This window comes from Streptococcus sp. IsoGale021 (genome assembly GCF_031142795.1).
GTDB lineage: Bacteria > Bacillota > Bacilli > Lactobacillales > Streptococcaceae > Streptococcus > Streptococcus hominis.
In genome coordinates, this window is sequence record NZ_JAKZJH010000003.1 from 133,476 (window position 1) to 151,952 (window position 18,477).

Below are 18,477 nucleotides of genomic sequence, written 5' to 3' on the forward strand. Positions count from 1 at the left end.
ATCTTAAGAATAATACCTACAGGCAGTAAGAAAAACCGTACATTTTTGTCTTACTGCTTATTTTTGTTACTTCTTTTCCTCTACATCATGATATAATAAGGGTATATGGCAGAAATTCTTTTAAAAGACGGTGAGCGAGTCAATCAGCTCTTTTCTACTGACGTCAAAATTATTCAAAATCGAGAGGTCTTTAGCTACTCAGTAGATAGTGTACTCCTCTCCCGTTTCCCAAACTTACCTAAGCGCGGTCTTATCGTGGATCTTTGTGCTGGAAATGGTGCTGTTGGACTTTTTGCAAGCACCCGAACCAAGGCTCAAATCATAGCGGTTGAAATTCAAGAGAGACTGGCAGATATGGCAGAGCGCTCTATTGAGCTAAATGGTCTAACCCACCAAATGCAGGTCATTCAGGATGATTTGAAATATCTCACCCACTATATTGACGGTAGTAAAGTGGACATGATTTTATGCAATCCGCCTTATTTTAAAGTAGATGAACATTCTAATCTCAACGCAAGCCGACACTATCTGCTTGCACGACATGAAATTGCGACCAATCTGGAAGAAATCTGTCGAATCTCCCAACGAGTTTTAAAGTCCAACGGACGTTTAGCAATGGTGCATCGTCCTGAACGATTCCTTGATATTGTTGACACTATGACTGCTCACAATTTAGCACCAAAACGCATTCAATTTGTTTACCCAAAGGCAAATCGAAAAGCCAATATGCTCCTCATTGAAGCTATTAAAGATGGTTCTCGTGACGGGCTAAAAATCCTGCCACCGCTTTTCATTCATAATGAAGATGGCAGCTACACTCCAGAAATTCATGAGATTTACTATGGAAACTAAAGCCTACATGTACGTTCTGGAATGCGCCGATGGCTCTCTCTACACAGGGTACACGACCGATGTCAAAAAACGACTTTATACGCATAATACTGGAAAAGGCGCCAAATACACGCGTACACGATTACCCGTTACTCTTTTGTATCAAGAAGAATTTCCCGACAAACCTTCTGCCATGTCAGCCGAAGCCCTCTTTAAAAGAAAAACACGACAACAAAAATTAGAATATATTGCAGATAAGAAAAAGTAGAAAGCGGGAGGTCTTTCTACTTTTTTCAATGATTTATTGGTTATTTTTCTTAGAAATGACAGCAATAAAGACACTCAGAAAAACAACACCGATACCAGCTAAATATGACATGCTAGTCCCTGTACTTGGTAATAATTCTTTGGTTTTAGTTAATTTTTTGTCACTTGTAGTAGGCAAAGTTTCCTTGTTCCTATTCGTTTGAGAAAACTTCCCATTTTTATTAGACGAATCAGAATCTGTCAACCCAGCATGGGAGTTTTCTCCTTTTTGTTCTTTGCTATTAGAATTTTCATTTGTTTTTTTGCTATCTTCATGCTGAACATTAGATGAAGATTGATTTTCTAGTGGTACAAGGGCTCGAATGGCAGTCTGTAATGCTTCACATTCTGCATCAATCTCTGCTTGTGTCGCATCATCTTTTTGTAAAATAACTTGTGCTTCTTCTACTTGTTCTTTTAAGTTCGCAAGTGAATCCTTTGTATAATGCATAGTTTCCGCTAATTTTTCTTTTGCCGAAGAAAGAGTGGTTCCCAACTTTGTCTTATCTACTCCTTCTTTGGTTAAAAGCAAATCGTCAATTGTTCCCCATGAACCTTTATTTGCTTTCACAAATACTCCCAGTGTCACCTCTGTCTCTTTTGTTAATGTAAAGCTCAATTTAGCTGTCTGCCAATTTGACCAACTAGCTAGTTTGATTTTTTCACTTTGAACATTTACTGCCTCAGCACGAGCAAAAGCATAAATATCTTCAGAGCCATTCGTATCACCACCTTGAATTTGAGCAGAAAATTGATAAGTTCCTGCTGGAAGTGTTATCTTTCTTTCAACGCCAGTTGTATAATCGCTTGTGCCATTGTAGAAATTCATGGCATACTTGCCTGTTTTAGGCGTGTCTTGTCTACGCTTGATAAAATCGTTAAAAGTATAATCTGAAAGATCTTCTTCCTCAAAGCTAGAATTGGATAACAAACTCTCTTGCAGCTCTGTTTCTTCATTCTTATCATATTCTAGATTTGTATTCAACCCAGTATAAACATATTTAAATGTCGCAAGTGACGGCAAAGCTTTTCCTGTAAAATCAAACAATGCTTGATTATCCCATTCAGAGCCACCGTAATTTTCCTGATTAACATTTGGATCATACCCAATGACGGCACTAGAAGCCCAGCCCGAACCGTATTTTTCCCAAATAGGTGTATTTACTTCTTTTCCTTTGGAACTAACCGGTATCCAAGCTGGCTCCCAATAAAAGATGCCTAATGCACTTGCTTTATTGGCTGCATCAATGACATCTCGTAAGGCATGCGATTGCCCTTGAATAGAGGCAGGATAGCCACCCACCAGCATTTGATTTTGTGTTCGGATAACATTTTGTTGACCATCTCCATCTTCTAATGTATAGGCATAAGAAGTCTCTGCTACAAGTGTCTTTTTCCCATACTTTTCGGTCACTGTCTTTAAAACTGAAGTCAGATTATCTAAATTACCATGCCAAAAACTATAATAACTAGTAGCAAACACATCATAATCAATATGGTGATCTAATAAACCTTTTGCGTAATTCAGTATCGTTTCCGTTTTATCTGGGTTAGTAAAATGAAAAGCTATCAATATAGTTGCATCCACTTCTCGCACTGCTTTGGCGCCTGCTGCAAACAACTGATAGCGTTCCTCTCCTGCTTCACCTGCTATCCCACTACTCGTTGTTTCATTACCAACTTGAACCATTCCTACATTTACACCAGCTGCTTTTATTTTTTCAAGACTAGCTTTGGTGTATTGATATAAAGCCTCTGATTTTTCAGACACATTCATATTTGTCCAATCTTTTGGTGGAACTTGACGTCCTGGATCAGCCCAAAAATCTGAATAATGAAAGTCCACTAGTAGCCGCATACCATGTGCTGTAGCTCGTTTTCCAATCTCAATCGCCTTTTCTATATCGCTATTTCCAGCGCCATAACCATGTCCGTTATGATCATAAGGATTATTCCATACTCTGACGCGAATGTAATTCACACCATTTTCTTTCAAAATATCAAAGATATCTTTGACATTCCCATTTTCATCTTTGTACTCTACACCACTTTGTTCTTGAGCAATTACTGTTGAAATATCCGTCCCCATGATAAAATCAGATGATAAATTTTCTACTTTATCAACACGTATTTTAGTATTTTCATTAGCTTTAATAGGAATGACTCCTCCAAGCAAACAAAGACTAGCAGCAAAAACAAGCGACAATCTTAATCCTATTTTCATACAGTTTTCCTATTTCTATTTAGTTTAATATTTTAGTGTTCGCTTTAAAAAACTGATAAAACAAGAAATAGGTTTTATCAGTTTTTAAACGAACATTTTATAAGAAGGCTAGTTATTCAAAATGCGAAAGAACGAATTGCACAGCGCCTTTAGGATCACGTGTCAATTTGATATATTCAGCACCTTTTGTCGCAACAAGTTTGATGCCCAATTTATCCGTATCTTTCTTAATATCTTCATAGTAAGAATTGACTTGTGGAGCTAGCACAATCATGTCAAAATCTTTCATAATATCGTAGTGCGAACCATAAGCACCAGCTGTTGAACTGAGGTCTATGCCTAACTCTGCTGCGCCTTCTGTTAGTGCATTTGCTAGCATGGCGCTTGTCCCTGCACCGGCACATAGAACCAAAATATTATGATGCTTGCCATCTGCAACCGCTTGAATTTGATCGTCTATTTCAGCTTCTGCTGCTTCTTCAAGCTCAATCACTTCTGCCTTTTTCGCTTCTTCTTCTACTAATGAATCATCGTACGCTTTAATAAATGGAAGGTAGATGAGAGAATCAACTACAATCAACAGCAGCATCAAGACAATAGATAAGATTCCTGCACCCGTACCTAAAATCAAGCCAATCGGTGCTGGCGTTGCCCAAGGAAGGACATACATAAAACTGTTCATACCTAACACATCAACAAAGAACTTGAAAGCACAAACATTGATCATTGGAGTGATTAAAAATGGAATAAAGAAATAAGGATTTAAAATAATCGGTGTTGCAAACAACAATGGTTCATTGACTGCAAAGCAAACTGGAACAAAGGAAGCTTTCCCGACAGCTTTTAATTGCTTAGATTTTGCAAAGAGCATGAAGAGGAATGGAACAACCAATGTTGCACCTGTACCACCCATTGTGCCAACAAAGTTTCCAAGTCCAACTGTCAACACGTTTGAAGCATGGTGACCTGCTTTTACCAACTGTAAATTCGTTTCCACATTTGCATAAATAATCGCGACAATAGCTGGTTCTACAATTGAAGGACCATGCACACCAACAAACCAGAAGAGTGCCATTGCTCCCCAAATAATCGAAATTCCTAAATAGCCATCAGCTGCGGTAAATAAAGGTTGGAGAAGTGTGATAACGGCTTCTGCAAACGAATGCCCAAAGAAATAACGCACGATTGTATCAATCAAAACAGCAGCAAATACTGCAAATGAAAATGGAAAGACGTCACGGAAAGTTTGAGAAATTGTTCCAGGGACTTCTTTTGGCATCTTAATAGTAATGTCTTTCAATACACAGAATTTATAAACATTCACCGTGATAAAAGCTGCTACAAAAGCCGCTAAAATCCCTTTTGTTCCCATGTAGCCATTGGCTAAACCGTTTTCAATTTGATCCACACTTAAAAGGAGGAAGCTCACAATGGAAGCCAACATAACAGAAACCGAATTGATAGTCTTGTTGGTCGGCATATTGCGGTTCATTGATTCTGACAAACAACGAGCAGTCGTAGCGGACACGAGAATAGCTACTACCCCCATAGAATAGCCATATACTTTCCAAAGCCAGGTGGAAACATCATTTGGCAACTTAAATCCAAAAATTTCTGGAATTGCTGCTAGCAAGATAAAAATACTTGAAAATAAAATGGCAGGCATGGCGGCTAAAAAGCCGTCACGAATAGCGCCAAGATAAATATTGCGTGATATTTTTTCAAAGAAAGGTTTTCCTTTCTCAATTTGTTTGATAATTCCGTTCATGGAATTAGTCCTCCTTGTATTGATTTTTATATAATTCAATAAAATCTACGATCAATTCTTTTAACAATAATGTCGTCATCAAATGATCTTGACCGTGAATAAAGATAAATCCTAAATCTAAATCTTCCCCAGCTGCCTCTTGTGCTAAAATCTGCGTTTGTGAATTGTGGGCTAAATTTAAATTTTCATCTGCTTCTTTTAAAGCAGCATCTACATTTGTAAAATTACCTTGACGAACCTCTTTCAGCAAATTCAGTAAACAACTACGTGCATCCCCCGAATAAGCTACGATTTCAAATCCTAACATTTGTAATTCGTTTTTATTCATCTTATCTCCCTTCTTAAATCACAATCTTTGTTTCACTAACATGCTTGTACCAATAAGCTGATTCCTTAGGGTAACGCTTTTGAGTTTCAAAATCAACGTAAAACAAGCCATAACGTTTATTGTAGCCATTTGACCACGAGAAAACATCCATTAAAGACCAAAGAAAATATCCTTTTACCACAACACCAGCATCAATAGCTTTGCTTAAAGATTGCAAATACACTTTCAAATAATCAATCCGCGGCTTGTCCATAATGATGCCATTGTCAAACTCGTCTTTATAGCCCATTCCATTTTCAGTGATATAAATCTTTTGATAATGTGGGTAGTCTTTTTTAATTCTCAATAAAAGGTCATACAAACCTTCTGGGTAAATAATCCAATCCCAGTCTGTTCGTTCAATCCCTTCCTTATAAATCCGTTCTCCAATGCCTTTCACTTTATAAACCGAAGTGCCTTTATCACCCGTTCCATTATGATGAATAGTTGATTCGCCCTGATAAGCCTTAACAAAATGACATTGATAATGATTGATTCCAAGATAATCATTTCGATGACTAGCTTTTTTCATTTCTTCAAAGTCGCTTTCAAGGAATTCATAACTAGCGTTGTTAGCAGCGCAAATTTCATTAAGAGCTTCCATTGTTTCCTCAGAATAATACCCCAGATAAGTAGCATCTAGCAAGAAACGAATAGAAAGCGCATCATCCAGAAAAGCTGCATGCTTATCTTCTTCGCTGTCTGTTGCTGGGTATTTTGTTTCCAAAGAATGCACCACTCCAATTTCACCAAGGTAACCTTTCTCCTTGAAAAGATTTACTACACGCGCATGCGCATACATCATATTGTGAAGACATTGAATCACCTTACTCAAATCATACTGAATCCCCGGAGGAAAGACACCGAGCAAGTATTGATTGGTCGCAACAGGATAAATTTCGTTAAAAGTGCTCCAATGATGAACCTCTGGAAATTCTTGAAAACAAAATTCAGCATATTCCACAAACGCTTCAATCGTATCACGATTGAGAAAATCACCTTGATCAAACAAAACTTTCGGAGTATCAAAGTGATGCAGTGTAACAAATGGCAGGACATGGTGTTTCGCACATTCAGCAAATACACGGTGATAAAACTCTACTCCTTCTTGGTTGACCTTGCCACATCCCTCTGGAAAAATACGGCTCCAAGCAATAGACAAGCGCAAGCCATTGACGCCAAACTTCTCACACAACTCAATATCTTTTGAATATTGATGATAGAAATCACTAGCTGGATCTGCCAAAAAACGTCCTTGTTTTTCTAAAAATTCATCCCAAGCTACCGGACCTTTTCCACCTTCTTTTGTAGCTCCTTCTACTTGATAAGCAGCTGTTGCACCGCCAAAAATAAAATCTTCTGGTAATTGAAACATGTCTTCTCCTTTACAATAATCTTTGAATATGAATCACCAAATATACCTTTTCATTTGGATGAAGTCCTCCACCCAAATGCTGACGAATGACTTCATAAATATCTTCGCCAATTTGATAGGCTTCTGGATAATCCTTTTTGATATGTTCTTCTAAATTCTTCATGGAGGCTTTTAAATCACTGTCATCCTGATCCAAACGCTCAATAAAGTATGTCAAATGAATCATCAAACGGTCGTAAAAATTACTATTCTTTTTTGTCCGCTTAATACCATGTTTTAAAAGTTCCTCTTGCACCAAAGCAATCATTTGTCGGGTCAGTGTTTGTTCATCTTTACTAATCACGACATCTTCGCCTTTCGCATTGATAAACTGTAAGGCCAACCGCCCAATCTCATCTTTTGGAAAATCCACATCCAATTTTTCTTTTAAAATCACCAAAGCGTGCTCAGCAATTTTGTACTCCGTCGGATATTGCTCCGACATATCCGGCAAGTGATTACTTTTATAAGTATTTCTTTGCAGCGCTTGATAACTACAATAAATATGATCTGTCAAAGTTACATAGATGTACTCTTGAACTGGAAATTGGAACTGTTGAATACCATAATCAATAATTTCATAACTAGTCGTGATAAAGTCCAAGGGAACATCTTTTAACAAAGCAGAAAAGTTTTCGCGCGATTCTTCACTTTTCAGTTGAAAGACTTTTTCTACTCGTTCTTCTGCCAACAAATCCCCTTTTTTCTTTTTAAAAATGATACCGAGCCCCATGACAACAGCCTGTTCACCACTTTCATTTTTGACCACCGCAACATTATTATTTAGTGGCTGGACAATTCGAAACATTCATGTCCTCCTTCCTAACAATCTTTTTGTAAAACATAAAAAAACCATAAACAAACCAAGATTTTTTACTTGGGTCATTTATGGTCTCGCCTAATTCATTAGTCACAATCCATGTTTTATTTAACTTTATGAATAGAGTTTAACACATTTTCAAACTTTTGTAAACCCTTTCTTGCTTTATTTTTTAAAAATTTATACAAAATGGATAATTTGTGTAAATTTAAAATCTTTCATTTTATACTTAAAAAAATAGCTTACTTCTGTGCAATACCATTTGGGATAATGACTTCTTTGAGTAATTTCTCTTCTTCCTTGATGCGATTATACAAAACTACCGCATATAGAGGAAATAGAATACAAAATGAAATTAGTGAATGACAAAGTAATGCTAAACCAATCAACTCTGGAACGATGTTCAAGAAATAATTGGGATGTTTCACATAGCGGAAAAGCCAGTGATCAACAAATTTATGATTCTTAACCAGCATTAATTTTACAGTCCAAATTTCACCTAAGAGCTGTGTCACAACATAGAGCATAAACATTGAAAATAGCAACAGTCCAAATCCTATAGCACTAAGCGCGTCAAACCGAACCTGACGTATCGTAGCTTCAGCAAAGCAAGAAAGGTAAAATAAAATGTGAAGAATAGTGATATACTTGGTATTTTACACGCCATATTCGCGCCCACCATTTGCCAATATCGCTTTCTCATTCTTCATCGATATTTTTAGAAATACCAACCGAAATACAAATACCGCTAAAACAATAAGTCCTGATAAAGTCATACGACCTCCTTATAATAAAATAATCTATTTTATTATATAAAGAGGGGATTTTCTAAGTCAATACATTCAAAAAATATCATATAAACTGTAGAAAGAATTTACAAAGTTGTTAGTTCGATTTCGTCTACAATTCGTTTTACATCGGCTAGGTCTACTTTTGGAGTCCATTGCAGGCAGTTAGCTGTTGCATAAGCACAGGCACGAATGACAGCTTCTCTATCAACTCTCCCCTTACTTTCTAAAGCATGGCAGAGACTTCCAAGGAAAAAGTCGCCTGATGCAATAGGATTTTTGACATGAATTGCTGGAAACGTCAGTTGGAAAATATCATCCTGCAGGCGTGCTACGACTCCTTTTCCTCCCATTGTCACAATGAAATAAGGAATTTTAGTATATTCTTTGAGAAGTTTTGCTGCTTCTTCTGCAGTTTCAACTGGACATCCTGTTAATTCTGCTAATTCTTCATCGTTAATTTTTACAATGTCAGGCTGTGCTGTGAAAGCTGCTTTTAGTGCGGCACCACTTGTATCTACTACTAAATTCACATCTTCTGGCAAAAGACGACCAATTTGTGCAATATAATCATCTGGCATCCCTTTCATCAAAGAGCCAGAAAACACAACGCTATCGCCAGGTTGAATGTGCTTTATAAGATTTGTGGTGAATTGTTCTAATAAATCCTTATTCAGCTCAAATCCAGCTTCATACACAAGATAGGTCTTTCCTAATTCTGTATCAATCATAATTGTACAAGTACGCGTATTTTTATCAACCTCTGTCACAACGAGCGGAATACCATCTTCTTCATTTAATTGTTGAATATATTCGCCCATTTTGCCACCTAACATTGTATGAATGCAAAAATTTCCTTGCTCTTCGCCCTTCTCGCAATTCAAGACATAAGCCACATTAAAACTCTTTCCGCCAGCATTCTCATGCACTTGATTTGGTCTGTTGACCACATCTTCTTTAAAATGACTAAGTAAAACTGTCCGATCCAAAGCTGGATTTGGACAAACTAAATGAATCATGTTTCTTCCTTTCTTTTTTTCAATCAAAAGCCAGACTATTTCAAAAGGAATAGTCTAGCTTATTGTTATCTTATTATTCTATTTTGCATTTGTAGCGTATTCTTCATTTCGCTTAATCATTTGTTTTCTATACCAAGCAAAGATACCAATATAGAACACTAGAAAGACAATAACACCAAAGATAGCTTTGATATCGCCTGTTGTAGCATTTCCGATTGTCCAACCAAGTAATTTTTCAATTGGACCTTCAAGAGTAGAGTGGGTAATCAATTGTGTGCTAGCTACCCCTTTAGGAAATGCATCTACGCCTTTCGCTAAGTCCGTAACAAATGGCGCAATAAGGGTTCCAGATAGAAGGAAGAGCGGAAGCAATAGAGTTCCAAATACAATCATCCGAATGAGTTTACCACGTGTAACAACCAGAAGCGCTGGAGTAACCCCCATTGCAATAATCCCAGCAAGTGGCAAAATACCATTTCCGACTTTAGAAAGAAGGACTGCTTCTACTAGCATAATTGGTGCTAAAACATTAGCACATGCCCAGATTTCTGCACGACCTGCGATAAATGGCCAGTCAAGTCCAATATTGAATTTACGTCCTTGAAGACGTTTTGTTGCAACATTTGTAATTCCTTGTGAAAGAGGTTCTACTGCCGCGATGAACCAAGAACCAATAAGTGAGAACAATTCCAAGCAGACACCAGCTGTCAAACCAAGAGACAACCAACCTTTGATAACAAGTGACCATTTTGCTGCTTCGGCAATGCCAGATACTGGATGTGGCGTTCCCATAATCCCTATCACAATCCCAAGGATAAATCCAATAAAGAATTTAGAGCCCCAGAAACCAATTTTCTTATTCAATTTTGCAGCGTCAAAGTCATATTTATCCAACCAAGGGAAGAATTTATCAAAAATCTTATCCAAAACCATGATAACTGGATTCATCATGTAGTTCATGTGAGTAGAGGTCATTGGCGAGGAGCTAGGCGCATTAAGCAAGTCATCAAATGTTGGTTTCATTAAGTCAGAGTTAATAATTTTCATTACTCCGACAAGTACGACTGCAAGCGTTGCTACAAAGAGCGACACACCTTGGCTAACACCATTATTATCCGCATACCACTTAATCAATAGACCTGTAATTGATAAATGCCAAATATCAAAAATATCAACATCTAAGGTATCCGTTTTTTTCGTAATTAACATCACGACATTAACGATGAGCATAATGAGTAAGAAGTAAAGCGTCCAAGCAGAACCCCATGTAATCGTCGCCAATGGTGCCCAACCAACGTCTGTAATATTAAGTTGAATTCCTGTGTTTTCAACGAATTTCGCAAGTGAAGCCGAGAAAGCGCCATTTAACATACCGATAATAGCACCAATCCCCGTAAGAGCTATGGCAAGTTTAATACCGCCTTCTAAAGCTTTGGAAAACTTCACTCCAAAGCATAAAGCAAGCACCGTTAAGACTATCAACATGATAATTGGTGCCCCCATATCTAAAATGGGTTTAAAGAAGCGATTGGCTAAGTCAATAATGACATTCATAAAAAATCCTCCCGATTTTATTTTTTGAAAGATAGTGAACGAAAAGTGAAATAACTATTTCAGTAGATAAAAATTGTTTTTATCTAGCGTTTCAATTTTTCATTTTTTCTAATGAATTACTTTAACTAAGTCCATGTTCCTTAATAGCTGCTTCAATATTGTCATATACTGGTGCACTCATGGCTGGAATACGGAATAAAATTGGTCCTGCTTCAATAACAGGAATCCCCGGTTCAAATCCCAAATCCGTGGCTGCTATTGGGGTGAAAATATCATAACCTTTTATCAAGTCTTCATTCACATCTTTGACCATTACCGCATCGCATTGGACATCATAGCCGCGATTTGAAAGTTCTTCTTCAAGAGCATTTTTGATTTGGTGGCTTGAGTTTACCCCTGCTCCACAGGCTGCTAAAATTTTAATCATTGTAAAATCCTCCATTTTTATTTTTAATGATTTATTGTTTCCGATATATAATGAAATAGTTTATCTTCCTCATCCAACTTGGATAAGGACTCTAGGTTGCCGTCAGCAGTAAAGAAGTCCATCAATTGAGCCAAGATATTCGTTTGACTGGCATTAGAATTATTGATAATGAAGAACAAAAGCGATACTTGTACTTCATTTGACGGAACAATCATATTATGAAAAGTCACCGGCTGATCCAAGCGGACTACAACCACTTTTTCTGCTAAATTATGAACAATATCCGTATGCGGAATTGCTACATTCGGCAAATCTTTCCCTAAAAATTCCATGTCCAGCCCCGTAGGAAAGGACTTCTCTCGTTCAATTAAGGCATTCTTATAAGAAGACGTTACAATGTGTCTATCTTCAAGAAGGTCAGCAACTTGATTAAAAAGGTCTTCCTGACTGTCGGCTTGCAGACAAAAGACTAAATCTTTATCGAATAACTGATAAAGTTCCATCATATTCCCCCTTCTATTTTGTTTTATTTTGTTTATAAACAAAGTATATCATTATATGTAAACGGTGTCAATAGTTTGTTTTGTTTTTTTATGTTATTTTTTGTTTGACAATATTTGTGTGAGATGTTATGATGTTGTTGTGAAATAAAAAAAGGAGGTATAACAATGAAAGTTATACTAGGTACAGACCGTGATGGTTTTGAGTTAAAAAATAAAGTAAAAACTCATTTACTCCAACTTGGTTATGACATTAAAGATCTCAACGAACAAGAAGGTGCTGCTGATTTTGTCGACTCGACAGACGCTCTTGTTGAAGAATTACGAAAAGATGATACTGCCCGTGGTATTTTGTTTGACCGTTTTGCAGTTGGTTCTTATATGGTTGCGAATAAACACCGTGGGATCATTTGTGCTGCTGTTTCAGATGAGCATTCTGCCATGATGACCATTCGCCACAATTCTACACGCATTATCACTCTCGGTACAGCTATTCTCGGTGAAGAATTGGCAAATGCCTGTGCAGAAGCTTATTTAAAAGCTGACTATGATGCTGGGCGTCACCAAGTTCGCATTGATATGCTTAATAAATTATGTTAAAGGGTAGGAGGAAAAATTATGAAAATCGCTCTCGGCTGTGACCATATCGTAACAGATACAAAAATGAAAATTTCTGAACATTTAAAAGACCTCGGTCATGAAGTCATTGATGTCGGAACCTACGACTTTCACCGGACTCATTACCCAATCTTTGGTCGTCTGATTGCAGAAAATGTTGTTTCAGGAAAAGCTGATCTTGGAATTGCCCTTTGCGGTACAGGAGTCGGTATTTCTGCTTCTGCTGACAAAGTTCCCGGTACTCGTGTAGCTCTTGTTGGTGACGTTCTAACCGCACACTATGCAAAGAAAGAACTCAATGCAAATATCATCGCTTTTGGTGGACGTATTCTTGGTCAAAATCTTATTCACAATATCGTTGATGTCTTTCTTGAAACAGAGTATGAACCAACAGAAACCAACAAACAATTGATTGAAAAAATCGATAATAGCATTGAAGTTAGCCCTGAAATCGCTAAAAATAACCATATTTTCGATGAAGAAAATGCTAAATGGGCTCGCGGTGAATACCACGACTAAAAACTCAATACTCAGAAAATCAGGCTCAGTCTAATATGGACGAGGCCTGTTTTTTAATAGGATGTATCAATACCGCACGAAAGATACAAAACAAAAATCACCTGCTCCTATATGAACAGGTGATAAAAATATTAACTATAAAACATTTGTATATGATTTATACTTTTCCTTGACCTTTGGTGAGATATGATCATCTGTGATTACTGCATCCAAACCATCCAACTGATAGAAACAATAGAAAGAATAGCTGTCAAATTTGCTATTATCTGCCACAATGTACTTTTCAATCGCATTGTTCAAGATAATGGCATTGCCATTTCCTTCTTCTTCATTGGCAGTCGTGACATTATGACCGTCAATTCCATTGACACCAATAAATGCTTTAGAAACTTTGATTTCTTTCAATAATTTATTAGCAAATTGTCCGACAAACGTTTGTGTTTTCACCCGATAACGACCGCCAATCAGAATAATGTCACAATTGGGATTATCTTTTAATTTTTCAAAAATAGGAAGCGAATTTGTCACAATACTCACACTTTTATCAGCCAAATAATCTCCGATAAAATCCGTCGTTGTTCCCGAACCGATAAAAACTGTATCACCAGAAAAAATCAAATTGGCACATTTTTGAGCAATTGTTCGTTTTTCTTCAATATTTAACATTGTTTTTTCAGTATGGGAGGCTTCGTTCAAGCCATTTTTTACTTTTTTATGAGCTCCTCCATGAACACGAGTCAACAAACCTTGCTTTTCCAAGTCAATCAAATCACGACGTATTGTCATATCTGTTACATCTAGTAACTCTTTTAATTTCTTGACAGAAACCACTCCTTGCTGATCCAATTCTTGGAGAATCACTCTATGCCGTCCTTCTTTCATTTTGTCTCCTTTCTAGTTTTATATAATTTTATTCCTCAAATATATTATACAACAATTTATTCATTTTGAAAAATTAAAAACAATATTTTTTTGATTTTTGTAAAATATTGTTTGACTTTGTTTTATTTGTATTCTATAATTAAACTATACAAAACAAAAGGAGTCTAAAGATGACAACAAAACAAGAAAAATTAAAACGTTTATGTGATAAAAACAGAATTATCGGCGCTTTGGCTATTGACCAACGAGGGGCTTTGCGTCGTATGCTTGGTGAAGACACTCCAGTTGAGCAATTGGAAACCTTTAAAGTGCTAGTTTCGAAATACTTAACAAAATACGCTTCTTCTATCCTTCTTGATCCAGAGTTAGGTTGGAAAGCGGCGGAAGCTCGTGATAAAAACGCTGGATTATTAGTTGCCTATGAAAAAACAGGTTATGACAAAACTGTTCCCGGTCGCTATCCTGACCTCGTCGAAAATGTCTCCGTCCAACGTCTCAAAGCAAACGGTGCTGATGCTGTGAAAGTCTTACTCTATATAGATATTGACGAAGATAGAGCAGTCAATGACGTCAAAGAAGCCTTTATTGAGCGAATAGCTTCTGAATGCAAAGCAGAAGACATACCTTTTTTCCTTGAGTTAGTTTCTTACGATGCCAAGGTGACGGATGAAAAAGAATATGCTAAACTCAAACCTCGCAAAGTCATTGAAGCAATGAAGCTTTACTCACAAGAACGATTTGGTGTAGATGTTCTCAAAGTTGAAGTTCCAGTCAATATGAAATATGTTGAAGGATTCGCAGAAAATGAAGTTCTTTACACCAAAGAAGAAGCTGCTGCCTTCTACAAAGAACAAAGTGATGCCACTTCTCTTCCATTTATTTTCTTATCTGCTGGAGTATCCGCACAGCTTTTCCAAGATACACTTCGCTTTGCTAAGGAATCCGGCTCAACTTTCAACGGTGTCCTTTGCGGTCGTGCAACTTGGGCTGGTGCTACCAAAGCCTATCAAGAAGGTGGCGAAGCTGCTACAATTAAATGGCTTGAAACAATAGGTAAACAAAATATCGTTGAATTAGATGCAGTTCTCCAAGAGACTGCTACGCCTATTGTATTTAAATAACTTTGTATCTCCTTATAAAAACATAAAAAGACGAACTTCTATTCGCCTTTTTATTATTGTATAATTACTTATCACCTTTATTACGGATGACAAATCCTGTTTTCTTCTCACTTGAAGTATTACGAGGTTTTTTGTGGTCTTTGCGGTAACGCTTTTCTTTGTCAAAGCGATCGTGGCGACCACCCTTTTTGTAATTGTCACGCCCATTAGTACGGTCACGACGATCATTACTACGACGCCCATTTTTGCTGTTACGATTGCCTTTATTAGCTCCCGAAACATACTTAAATGGTAATGGCTTTTCACGCGCAATTTCTACTTCTGGTAGAGTGTCTGGATCTTGTACGGTTAAGGTCAATATATATAAAGCCAATTCCTCCGGTGTAAATTCAGCTGCCAGCTTGCGAGCGTCTTTGCCAAACTTTTCAAATTGGTTGCGAATACTTTCATCTGCAAAATCTCGCTCAATCTTTTTGAGTGCAACTTTTTTCTTAGCTTGAAAGGCTTCTTCTGCCGTTGCTGGCTTCATACCTTTCATCCGTTTTTTAGTTAAGCTTTCAATGACTTGAAGATACCCCATTTCATTTGGTGCAACAAATGTAATGGATTGACCAGATTTCCCAGCACGACCTGTCCGTCCGATACGATGCACATAACTTTCGGGATCTTGTGGAATATCGTAATTGTAAACATGCGTGACACCAGAAATGTCCAATCCACGTGCTGCGACGTCCGTTGCAACAAGAATATCTAAATTACCATTTTTGAAGTCACGAAGAACACGGAGACGTTTTCCTTGGTCTAAATCGCCATGAATCCCCTCTGTGCGGAAACCACGGATTTTAAGTCCACGAGTCAATTCATCAACTCGGCGTTTGGTACGCCCAAAAACGATAGAAAGTTCTGGTTGTTCCACATCCATGAGACGTGTCATGGTATCAAATTTTTCATTTTCTTTTACACGGATATAATATTGATCCACCAGTTCTGTTGTCAATTCTTTTGCTGCAATTTTGACATGTGTTGGCTCTTTCATAAACTTCACGCCAATCCGCTTGATAGCATCTGGCATAGTAGCTGAAAAGAGAAGGGTCTGACGCTCTTCCGGCACGCGTGAGATGATTGCTTCAATGTCTTCTAAGAAACCCATATTGAGCATTTCATCCGCTTCGTCTAAAATTAGCGTTTCTACATGATTGAGTTTCAGTGCTTTGCGCTTAATGAGGTCTAATAAACGTCCTGGAGTTCCAACGACAATGTGCGCGCCTGAACGGAGAGCCTTGATTTGCTTTTCAATGCTAGATCCACCATAAACCGAGCGAACTTTCACTCCTTTGCTTCGACCAAAGCGGAAGAGTTCCTCTTGACTTTGAACAGCCAATTCACGAGTTGGTGCAATGACTAAAGCCTGAACAACAGGATTTTCTGTGTTAATTTTTTCGAGAGTTGGAAAACCAAAAGCAGCTGTCTTTCCTGTACCAGTCTGAGCTTGTCCAATCACATCTTTCCCTGCCATAGCAAGCGGGATTGTTTGTTCTTGGATTGGACTGGCTTCAACAAAGCCTGCTTTTTCAATTTCTGCTAACAATTCAGCAGACAAATGTAATTCATTAAATTTCAATTTTTTCTTCTTTCTAAAAAGGTAGTGCGAAGCTACCTTATAAAACATATTTTGCTTTCTCATTCAGTAAATTTGATACCAGTATTCCAATAGAAAAGACTTTATCTTAATTACTTGCCAAAAGCAACTGAGAAAGCTGACTATTTTGTAACTTATCTAGTATAACACAAAGAATGATAAAAAGATAGGATTTCTGCTAACTTTCTTTTTTGATATAAGATTTAACTTGAAAATGTACTATTTTCTTTTATAATGAAAAAAAATAAAAAAGAGTCACTATGAATAAGTTTTTACGCTTTGCCTTTATCCTACTGATTGTAGCCATGCTAGGGGCTGCTGTTATTCAAATTTTCCAACCCCAACTTTTAGGTTCTGACTCAGCTTACGGTCTTTCCGTCTACTGGCAGCGAGAAATCGACTTTTGGAACTTAGCCCTTCTGCCTCTGCTGATTGGTGTTCTCATTAAATATGACTGGTTTTATCTGCGTCTAGTACTCTTAGCACTAATTCTTGGCGGGCTAGGTTTTGGAACCAACTATCTGCTAGGCTACCTACAACTGCCTAATAATGCCAACCTTCTAGGCTGGCTGGAAAACTATTTTTTGGTTCTGCTCCGGCTGCTGGGCTGGTATTTGGAAAGCAAAAAAAGAAATAAAAGTGATGAAGCTAGGTCCTAAATTGGGGTAAGGCTACATCATTTTTATTTTTTATTAGCCAACCATTTCAAAGCTTTGGTCAATACAATCCAAAGAATAAGACTGATAATAACTATATAAATCCAAGCATTTTTATCATTAGACAACGGAAGTGGCACATTCATACCAAAGAATCCCGTGATAACTGCTAGGACTGCTAGGAGGACTGAAATGATTGTTAAAACAGTCAAATTATCATTCAGATTGTTGTTCAAAATATTGTTGTAAGAACCTGACAATTGACTGAGAACTTGAGAAATCAAGTCTGTCATTGCTACTAATTGGCGAGCTTCAATCATGACATCGTCAAACTGCTCTTTTTCAATTTCATCTAAATGACGATAAAGTGCATGTCCTTTAATGTGCTCTAACAGCATACGATTTTGCTTTGCAGCTGCTACCAAGTAGACTATGGAAGTTTCCAAGTCTGCTAAAGCAAAGAGATTTTTCTTAGTGGTTGTTTTGTGCAATAGACTATTGATGTTATCCTTTGTTTCATCCATTTTTTCAATTACAGGATAATAAGAATTACACACTAATTCTAAACTAGCAAATAGAAATTTATAAACTGTTACAGGCTCATGGTGTTCAACATAATTTTTCATCATATCTACAACATAAGTATTTGCTTTATTGCTAACTGTTAAGAGTTTATCTTTCTGTACAATAAAGGTCATAGGAATAGTTTCATAATAATCCTTATCCCTTTTTAAGTTTAATACGTTGAAAATAAAAACGACTGTTCCTGTTTCACGATTGTAATCCATGTGTGCTCGTTCATTTTTATCTAACGCGTACTCTATCGTTTCTTCATCAATATTGTATTCCTTATAAGAATCTGGATGTTGACTTAAAATATCTGCATCTAAGTTTATCCAAGACATTCCATCTTTTAATTCTTTTTCAATAAACACCCTTTTCTCCTTTATTGACTTTTAATATAAAGAATTGAAAAAGATGCTCAATTCTTCACCAATCGTTATTACACTTCTTTATCTATCTA

18 protein-coding genes and 1 pseudogene are annotated in these 18,477 nt (G+C 37.1%); 6 read left to right on the forward strand and 13 right to left on the reverse strand.

Translation table 11 applies throughout. The features are described 5' to 3' along the window. The first annotated feature begins 105 nt into the window (after window positions 1-105). Together RG565_RS03600 and RG565_RS03605 are read left to right on the forward strand one after the other, a co-directional pair. Window positions 106-852 carry a tRNA1(Val) (adenine(37)-N6)-methyltransferase gene (locus RG565_RS03600; protein ID WP_195323202.1) on the forward strand — a complete coding sequence of 249 codons (747 nt, stop codon included), beginning with the start codon at window positions 106-108 and terminating at the stop codon, window positions 850-852. Then, window positions 842-1,099, forward strand: a complete 258-nt coding sequence (locus RG565_RS03605; RefSeq protein ID WP_003030037.1) for a GIY-YIG nuclease family protein — start codon at window positions 842-844, stop codon at window positions 1,097-1,099. The genes RG565_RS03600 and RG565_RS03605 overlap by 11 nt, the downstream gene beginning before the upstream one ends. 33 nt (window positions 1,100-1,132) lie before the next feature. Here RG565_RS03605 and RG565_RS03610 read toward each other — a convergent pair whose 3' ends face one another. From RG565_RS03610 to RG565_RS03655, 10 genes and pseudogenes are all read right to left on the reverse strand, one after another. Then, window positions 1,133-3,361 (reverse strand): glycosyl hydrolase 53 family protein, encoded by a 2,229-nt coding sequence (locus RG565_RS03610; RefSeq protein ID WP_247936963.1) that lies wholly within the window; start codon window positions 3,359-3,361, stop codon window positions 1,133-1,135. A gap of 112 nt (window positions 3,362-3,473) precedes the next feature. Then, the gene (locus tag RG565_RS03615; protein ID WP_003041218.1) at window positions 3,474-5,129 is read right to left on the reverse strand and encodes a PTS lactose transporter subunit IIBC; all 1,656 of its coding nucleotides are present in this window, start codon (window positions 5,127-5,129) and stop codon (window positions 3,474-3,476) included. Between the two features lie 4 nt (window positions 5,130-5,133). Further along, a complete protein-coding gene (locus RG565_RS03620; protein ID WP_003030041.1) occupies window positions 5,134-5,457 on the reverse strand; it encodes a PTS lactose/cellobiose transporter subunit IIA in 324 nt (107 codons plus the stop codon). Between the two features lie 13 nt (window positions 5,458-5,470). Next, on the reverse strand, window positions 5,471-6,871 hold the full coding sequence (lacG, locus tag RG565_RS03625) for a 6-phospho-beta-galactosidase (RefSeq protein ID WP_247936962.1): 1,401 nt from the start codon (window positions 6,869-6,871) through the stop codon (window positions 5,471-5,473). A gap of 10 nt (window positions 6,872-6,881) precedes the next feature. After that, window positions 6,882-7,718, reverse strand: a complete 837-nt coding sequence (locus tag RG565_RS03630) for a PRD domain-containing protein (RefSeq protein WP_126407515.1) — start codon at window positions 7,716-7,718, stop codon at window positions 6,882-6,884. Between the two features lie 254 nt (window positions 7,719-7,972). Beyond that, window positions 7,973-8,506 (reverse strand): annotated as a pseudogene (locus RG565_RS03635) (isoprenylcysteine carboxyl methyltransferase family protein). Between the two features lie 98 nt (window positions 8,507-8,604). After that, entirely contained in the window at window positions 8,605-9,537 is a 933-nt protein-coding gene (locus RG565_RS03640; protein ID WP_247936961.1) for a 1-phosphofructokinase family hexose kinase, read from the reverse strand. Window positions 9,538-9,615: 78 nt separating this feature from the next. Continuing rightward, window positions 9,616-11,091 carry a PTS galactitol transporter subunit IIC gene (locus RG565_RS03645; RefSeq protein WP_204982646.1) on the reverse strand — a complete coding sequence of 492 codons (1,476 nt, stop codon included), beginning with the start codon at window positions 11,089-11,091 and terminating at the stop codon, window positions 9,616-9,618. Between the two features lie 121 nt (window positions 11,092-11,212). Further along, window positions 11,213-11,518 carry a PTS sugar transporter subunit IIB gene (locus RG565_RS03650; RefSeq protein WP_003023769.1) on the reverse strand — a complete coding sequence of 102 codons (306 nt, stop codon included), beginning with the start codon at window positions 11,516-11,518 and terminating at the stop codon, window positions 11,213-11,215. Between the two features lie 23 nt (window positions 11,519-11,541). After that, window positions 11,542-12,021 carry a PTS sugar transporter subunit IIA gene (locus RG565_RS03655; protein WP_022525046.1) on the reverse strand — a complete coding sequence of 160 codons (480 nt, stop codon included), beginning with the start codon at window positions 12,019-12,021 and terminating at the stop codon, window positions 11,542-11,544. 165 nt (window positions 12,022-12,186) lie between these two features. Here RG565_RS03655 and lacA point away from each other — a divergent pair, with 165 nt between their 5' ends. Together lacA and lacB are read left to right on the forward strand one after the other, a co-directional pair. Further along, window positions 12,187-12,618 carry a galactose-6-phosphate isomerase subunit LacA gene (gene lacA, locus RG565_RS03660; protein ID WP_059220965.1) on the forward strand — a complete coding sequence of 144 codons (432 nt, stop codon included), beginning with the start codon at window positions 12,187-12,189 and terminating at the stop codon, window positions 12,616-12,618. An 18-nt stretch (window positions 12,619-12,636) separates the two neighbouring features. Further along, window positions 12,637-13,155: a galactose-6-phosphate isomerase subunit LacB gene (gene lacB / locus RG565_RS03665; RefSeq protein ID WP_247936960.1), complete on the forward strand. Its 519-nt coding sequence runs from the start codon at window positions 12,637-12,639 to the stop codon at window positions 13,153-13,155. Between the two features lie 135 nt (window positions 13,156-13,290). Here lacB and RG565_RS03670 read toward each other — a convergent pair whose 3' ends face one another. Further along, window positions 13,291-14,037 carry a DeoR/GlpR family DNA-binding transcription regulator gene (locus RG565_RS03670; RefSeq protein WP_003030054.1) on the reverse strand — a complete coding sequence of 249 codons (747 nt, stop codon included), beginning with the start codon at window positions 14,035-14,037 and terminating at the stop codon, window positions 13,291-13,293. Window positions 14,038-14,207: 170 nt separating this feature from the next. Between RG565_RS03670 and lacD the strand changes: the two genes are divergently transcribed. Beyond that, window positions 14,208-15,158: a tagatose-bisphosphate aldolase gene (gene lacD / locus RG565_RS03675; RefSeq protein WP_003030055.1), complete on the forward strand. Its 951-nt coding sequence runs from the start codon at window positions 14,208-14,210 to the stop codon at window positions 15,156-15,158. Between the two features lie 64 nt (window positions 15,159-15,222). On the opposite strand, the gene RG565_RS03680 is transcribed toward lacD, so the two are convergent. After that, window positions 15,223-16,779 carry a DEAD/DEAH box helicase gene (locus RG565_RS03680; protein ID WP_022525047.1) on the reverse strand — a complete coding sequence of 519 codons (1,557 nt, stop codon included), beginning with the start codon at window positions 16,777-16,779 and terminating at the stop codon, window positions 15,223-15,225. 278 nt (window positions 16,780-17,057) lie between these two features. On the opposite strand from RG565_RS03680, the gene RG565_RS03685 reads away from it, so the two are divergent. Further along, entirely contained in the window at window positions 17,058-17,456 is a 399-nt protein-coding gene (locus tag RG565_RS03685) for a hypothetical protein (protein WP_003030057.1), read from the forward strand. 23 nt (window positions 17,457-17,479) lie between these two features. On the opposite strand, the gene RG565_RS03690 is transcribed toward RG565_RS03685, so the two are convergent. Next, on the reverse strand, window positions 17,480-18,388 hold the full coding sequence (locus RG565_RS03690; RefSeq protein WP_003030058.1) for a magnesium transporter CorA family protein: 909 nt from the start codon (window positions 18,386-18,388) through the stop codon (window positions 17,480-17,482). Window positions 18,389-18,477 lie beyond the last annotated feature (89 nt).

Bases quoted from the DNA above. Each gene is read 5' to 3' on its own strand.
- RG565_RS03600 (WP_195323202.1), top strand. From the start codon at position 106: ATGGCAGAAATTCTTTTAAAAGACGGTGAGCGAGTCAATCAGCTCTTT.
- RG565_RS03605 (WP_003030037.1), top strand. From the start codon at position 842: ATGGAAACTAAAGCCTACATGTACGTTCTGGAATGCGCCGATGGCTCT.
- RG565_RS03610 (WP_247936963.1), bottom strand. From the start codon at position 3,361: ATGAAAATAGGATTAAGATTGTCGCTTGTTTTTGCTGCTAGTCTTTGT.
- RG565_RS03615 (WP_003041218.1), bottom strand. From the start codon at position 5,129: ATGAACGGAATTATCAAACAAATTGAGAAAGGAAAACCTTTCTTTGAA.
- RG565_RS03620 (WP_003030041.1), bottom strand. From the start codon at position 5,457: ATGAATAAAAACGAATTACAAATGTTAGGATTTGAAATCGTAGCTTAT.
- lacG (WP_247936962.1), bottom strand. From the start codon at position 6,871: ATGTTTCAATTACCAGAAGATTTTATTTTTGGCGGTGCAACAGCTGCT.
- RG565_RS03630 (WP_126407515.1), bottom strand. From the start codon at position 7,718: ATGTTTCGAATTGTCCAGCCACTAAATAATAATGTTGCGGTGGTCAAA.
- RG565_RS03640 (WP_247936961.1), bottom strand. From the start codon at position 9,537: ATGATTCATTTAGTTTGTCCAAATCCAGCTTTGGATCGGACAGTTTTA.
- RG565_RS03645 (WP_204982646.1), bottom strand. From the start codon at position 11,091: ATGAATGTCATTATTGACTTAGCCAATCGCTTCTTTAAACCCATTTTA.
- RG565_RS03650 (WP_003023769.1), bottom strand. From the start codon at position 11,518: ATGATTAAAATTTTAGCAGCCTGTGGAGCAGGGGTAAACTCAAGCCAC.
- RG565_RS03655 (WP_022525046.1), bottom strand. From the start codon at position 12,021: ATGGAACTTTATCAGTTATTCGATAAAGATTTAGTCTTTTGTCTGCAA.
- lacA (WP_059220965.1), top strand. From the start codon at position 12,187: ATGAAAGTTATACTAGGTACAGACCGTGATGGTTTTGAGTTAAAAAAT.
- lacB (WP_247936960.1), top strand. From the start codon at position 12,637: ATGAAAATCGCTCTCGGCTGTGACCATATCGTAACAGATACAAAAATG.
- RG565_RS03670 (WP_003030054.1), bottom strand. From the start codon at position 14,037: ATGAAAGAAGGACGGCATAGAGTGATTCTCCAAGAATTGGATCAGCAA.
- lacD (WP_003030055.1), top strand. From the start codon at position 14,208: ATGACAACAAAACAAGAAAAATTAAAACGTTTATGTGATAAAAACAGA.
- RG565_RS03685 (WP_003030057.1), top strand. From the start codon at position 17,058: ATGAATAAGTTTTTACGCTTTGCCTTTATCCTACTGATTGTAGCCATG.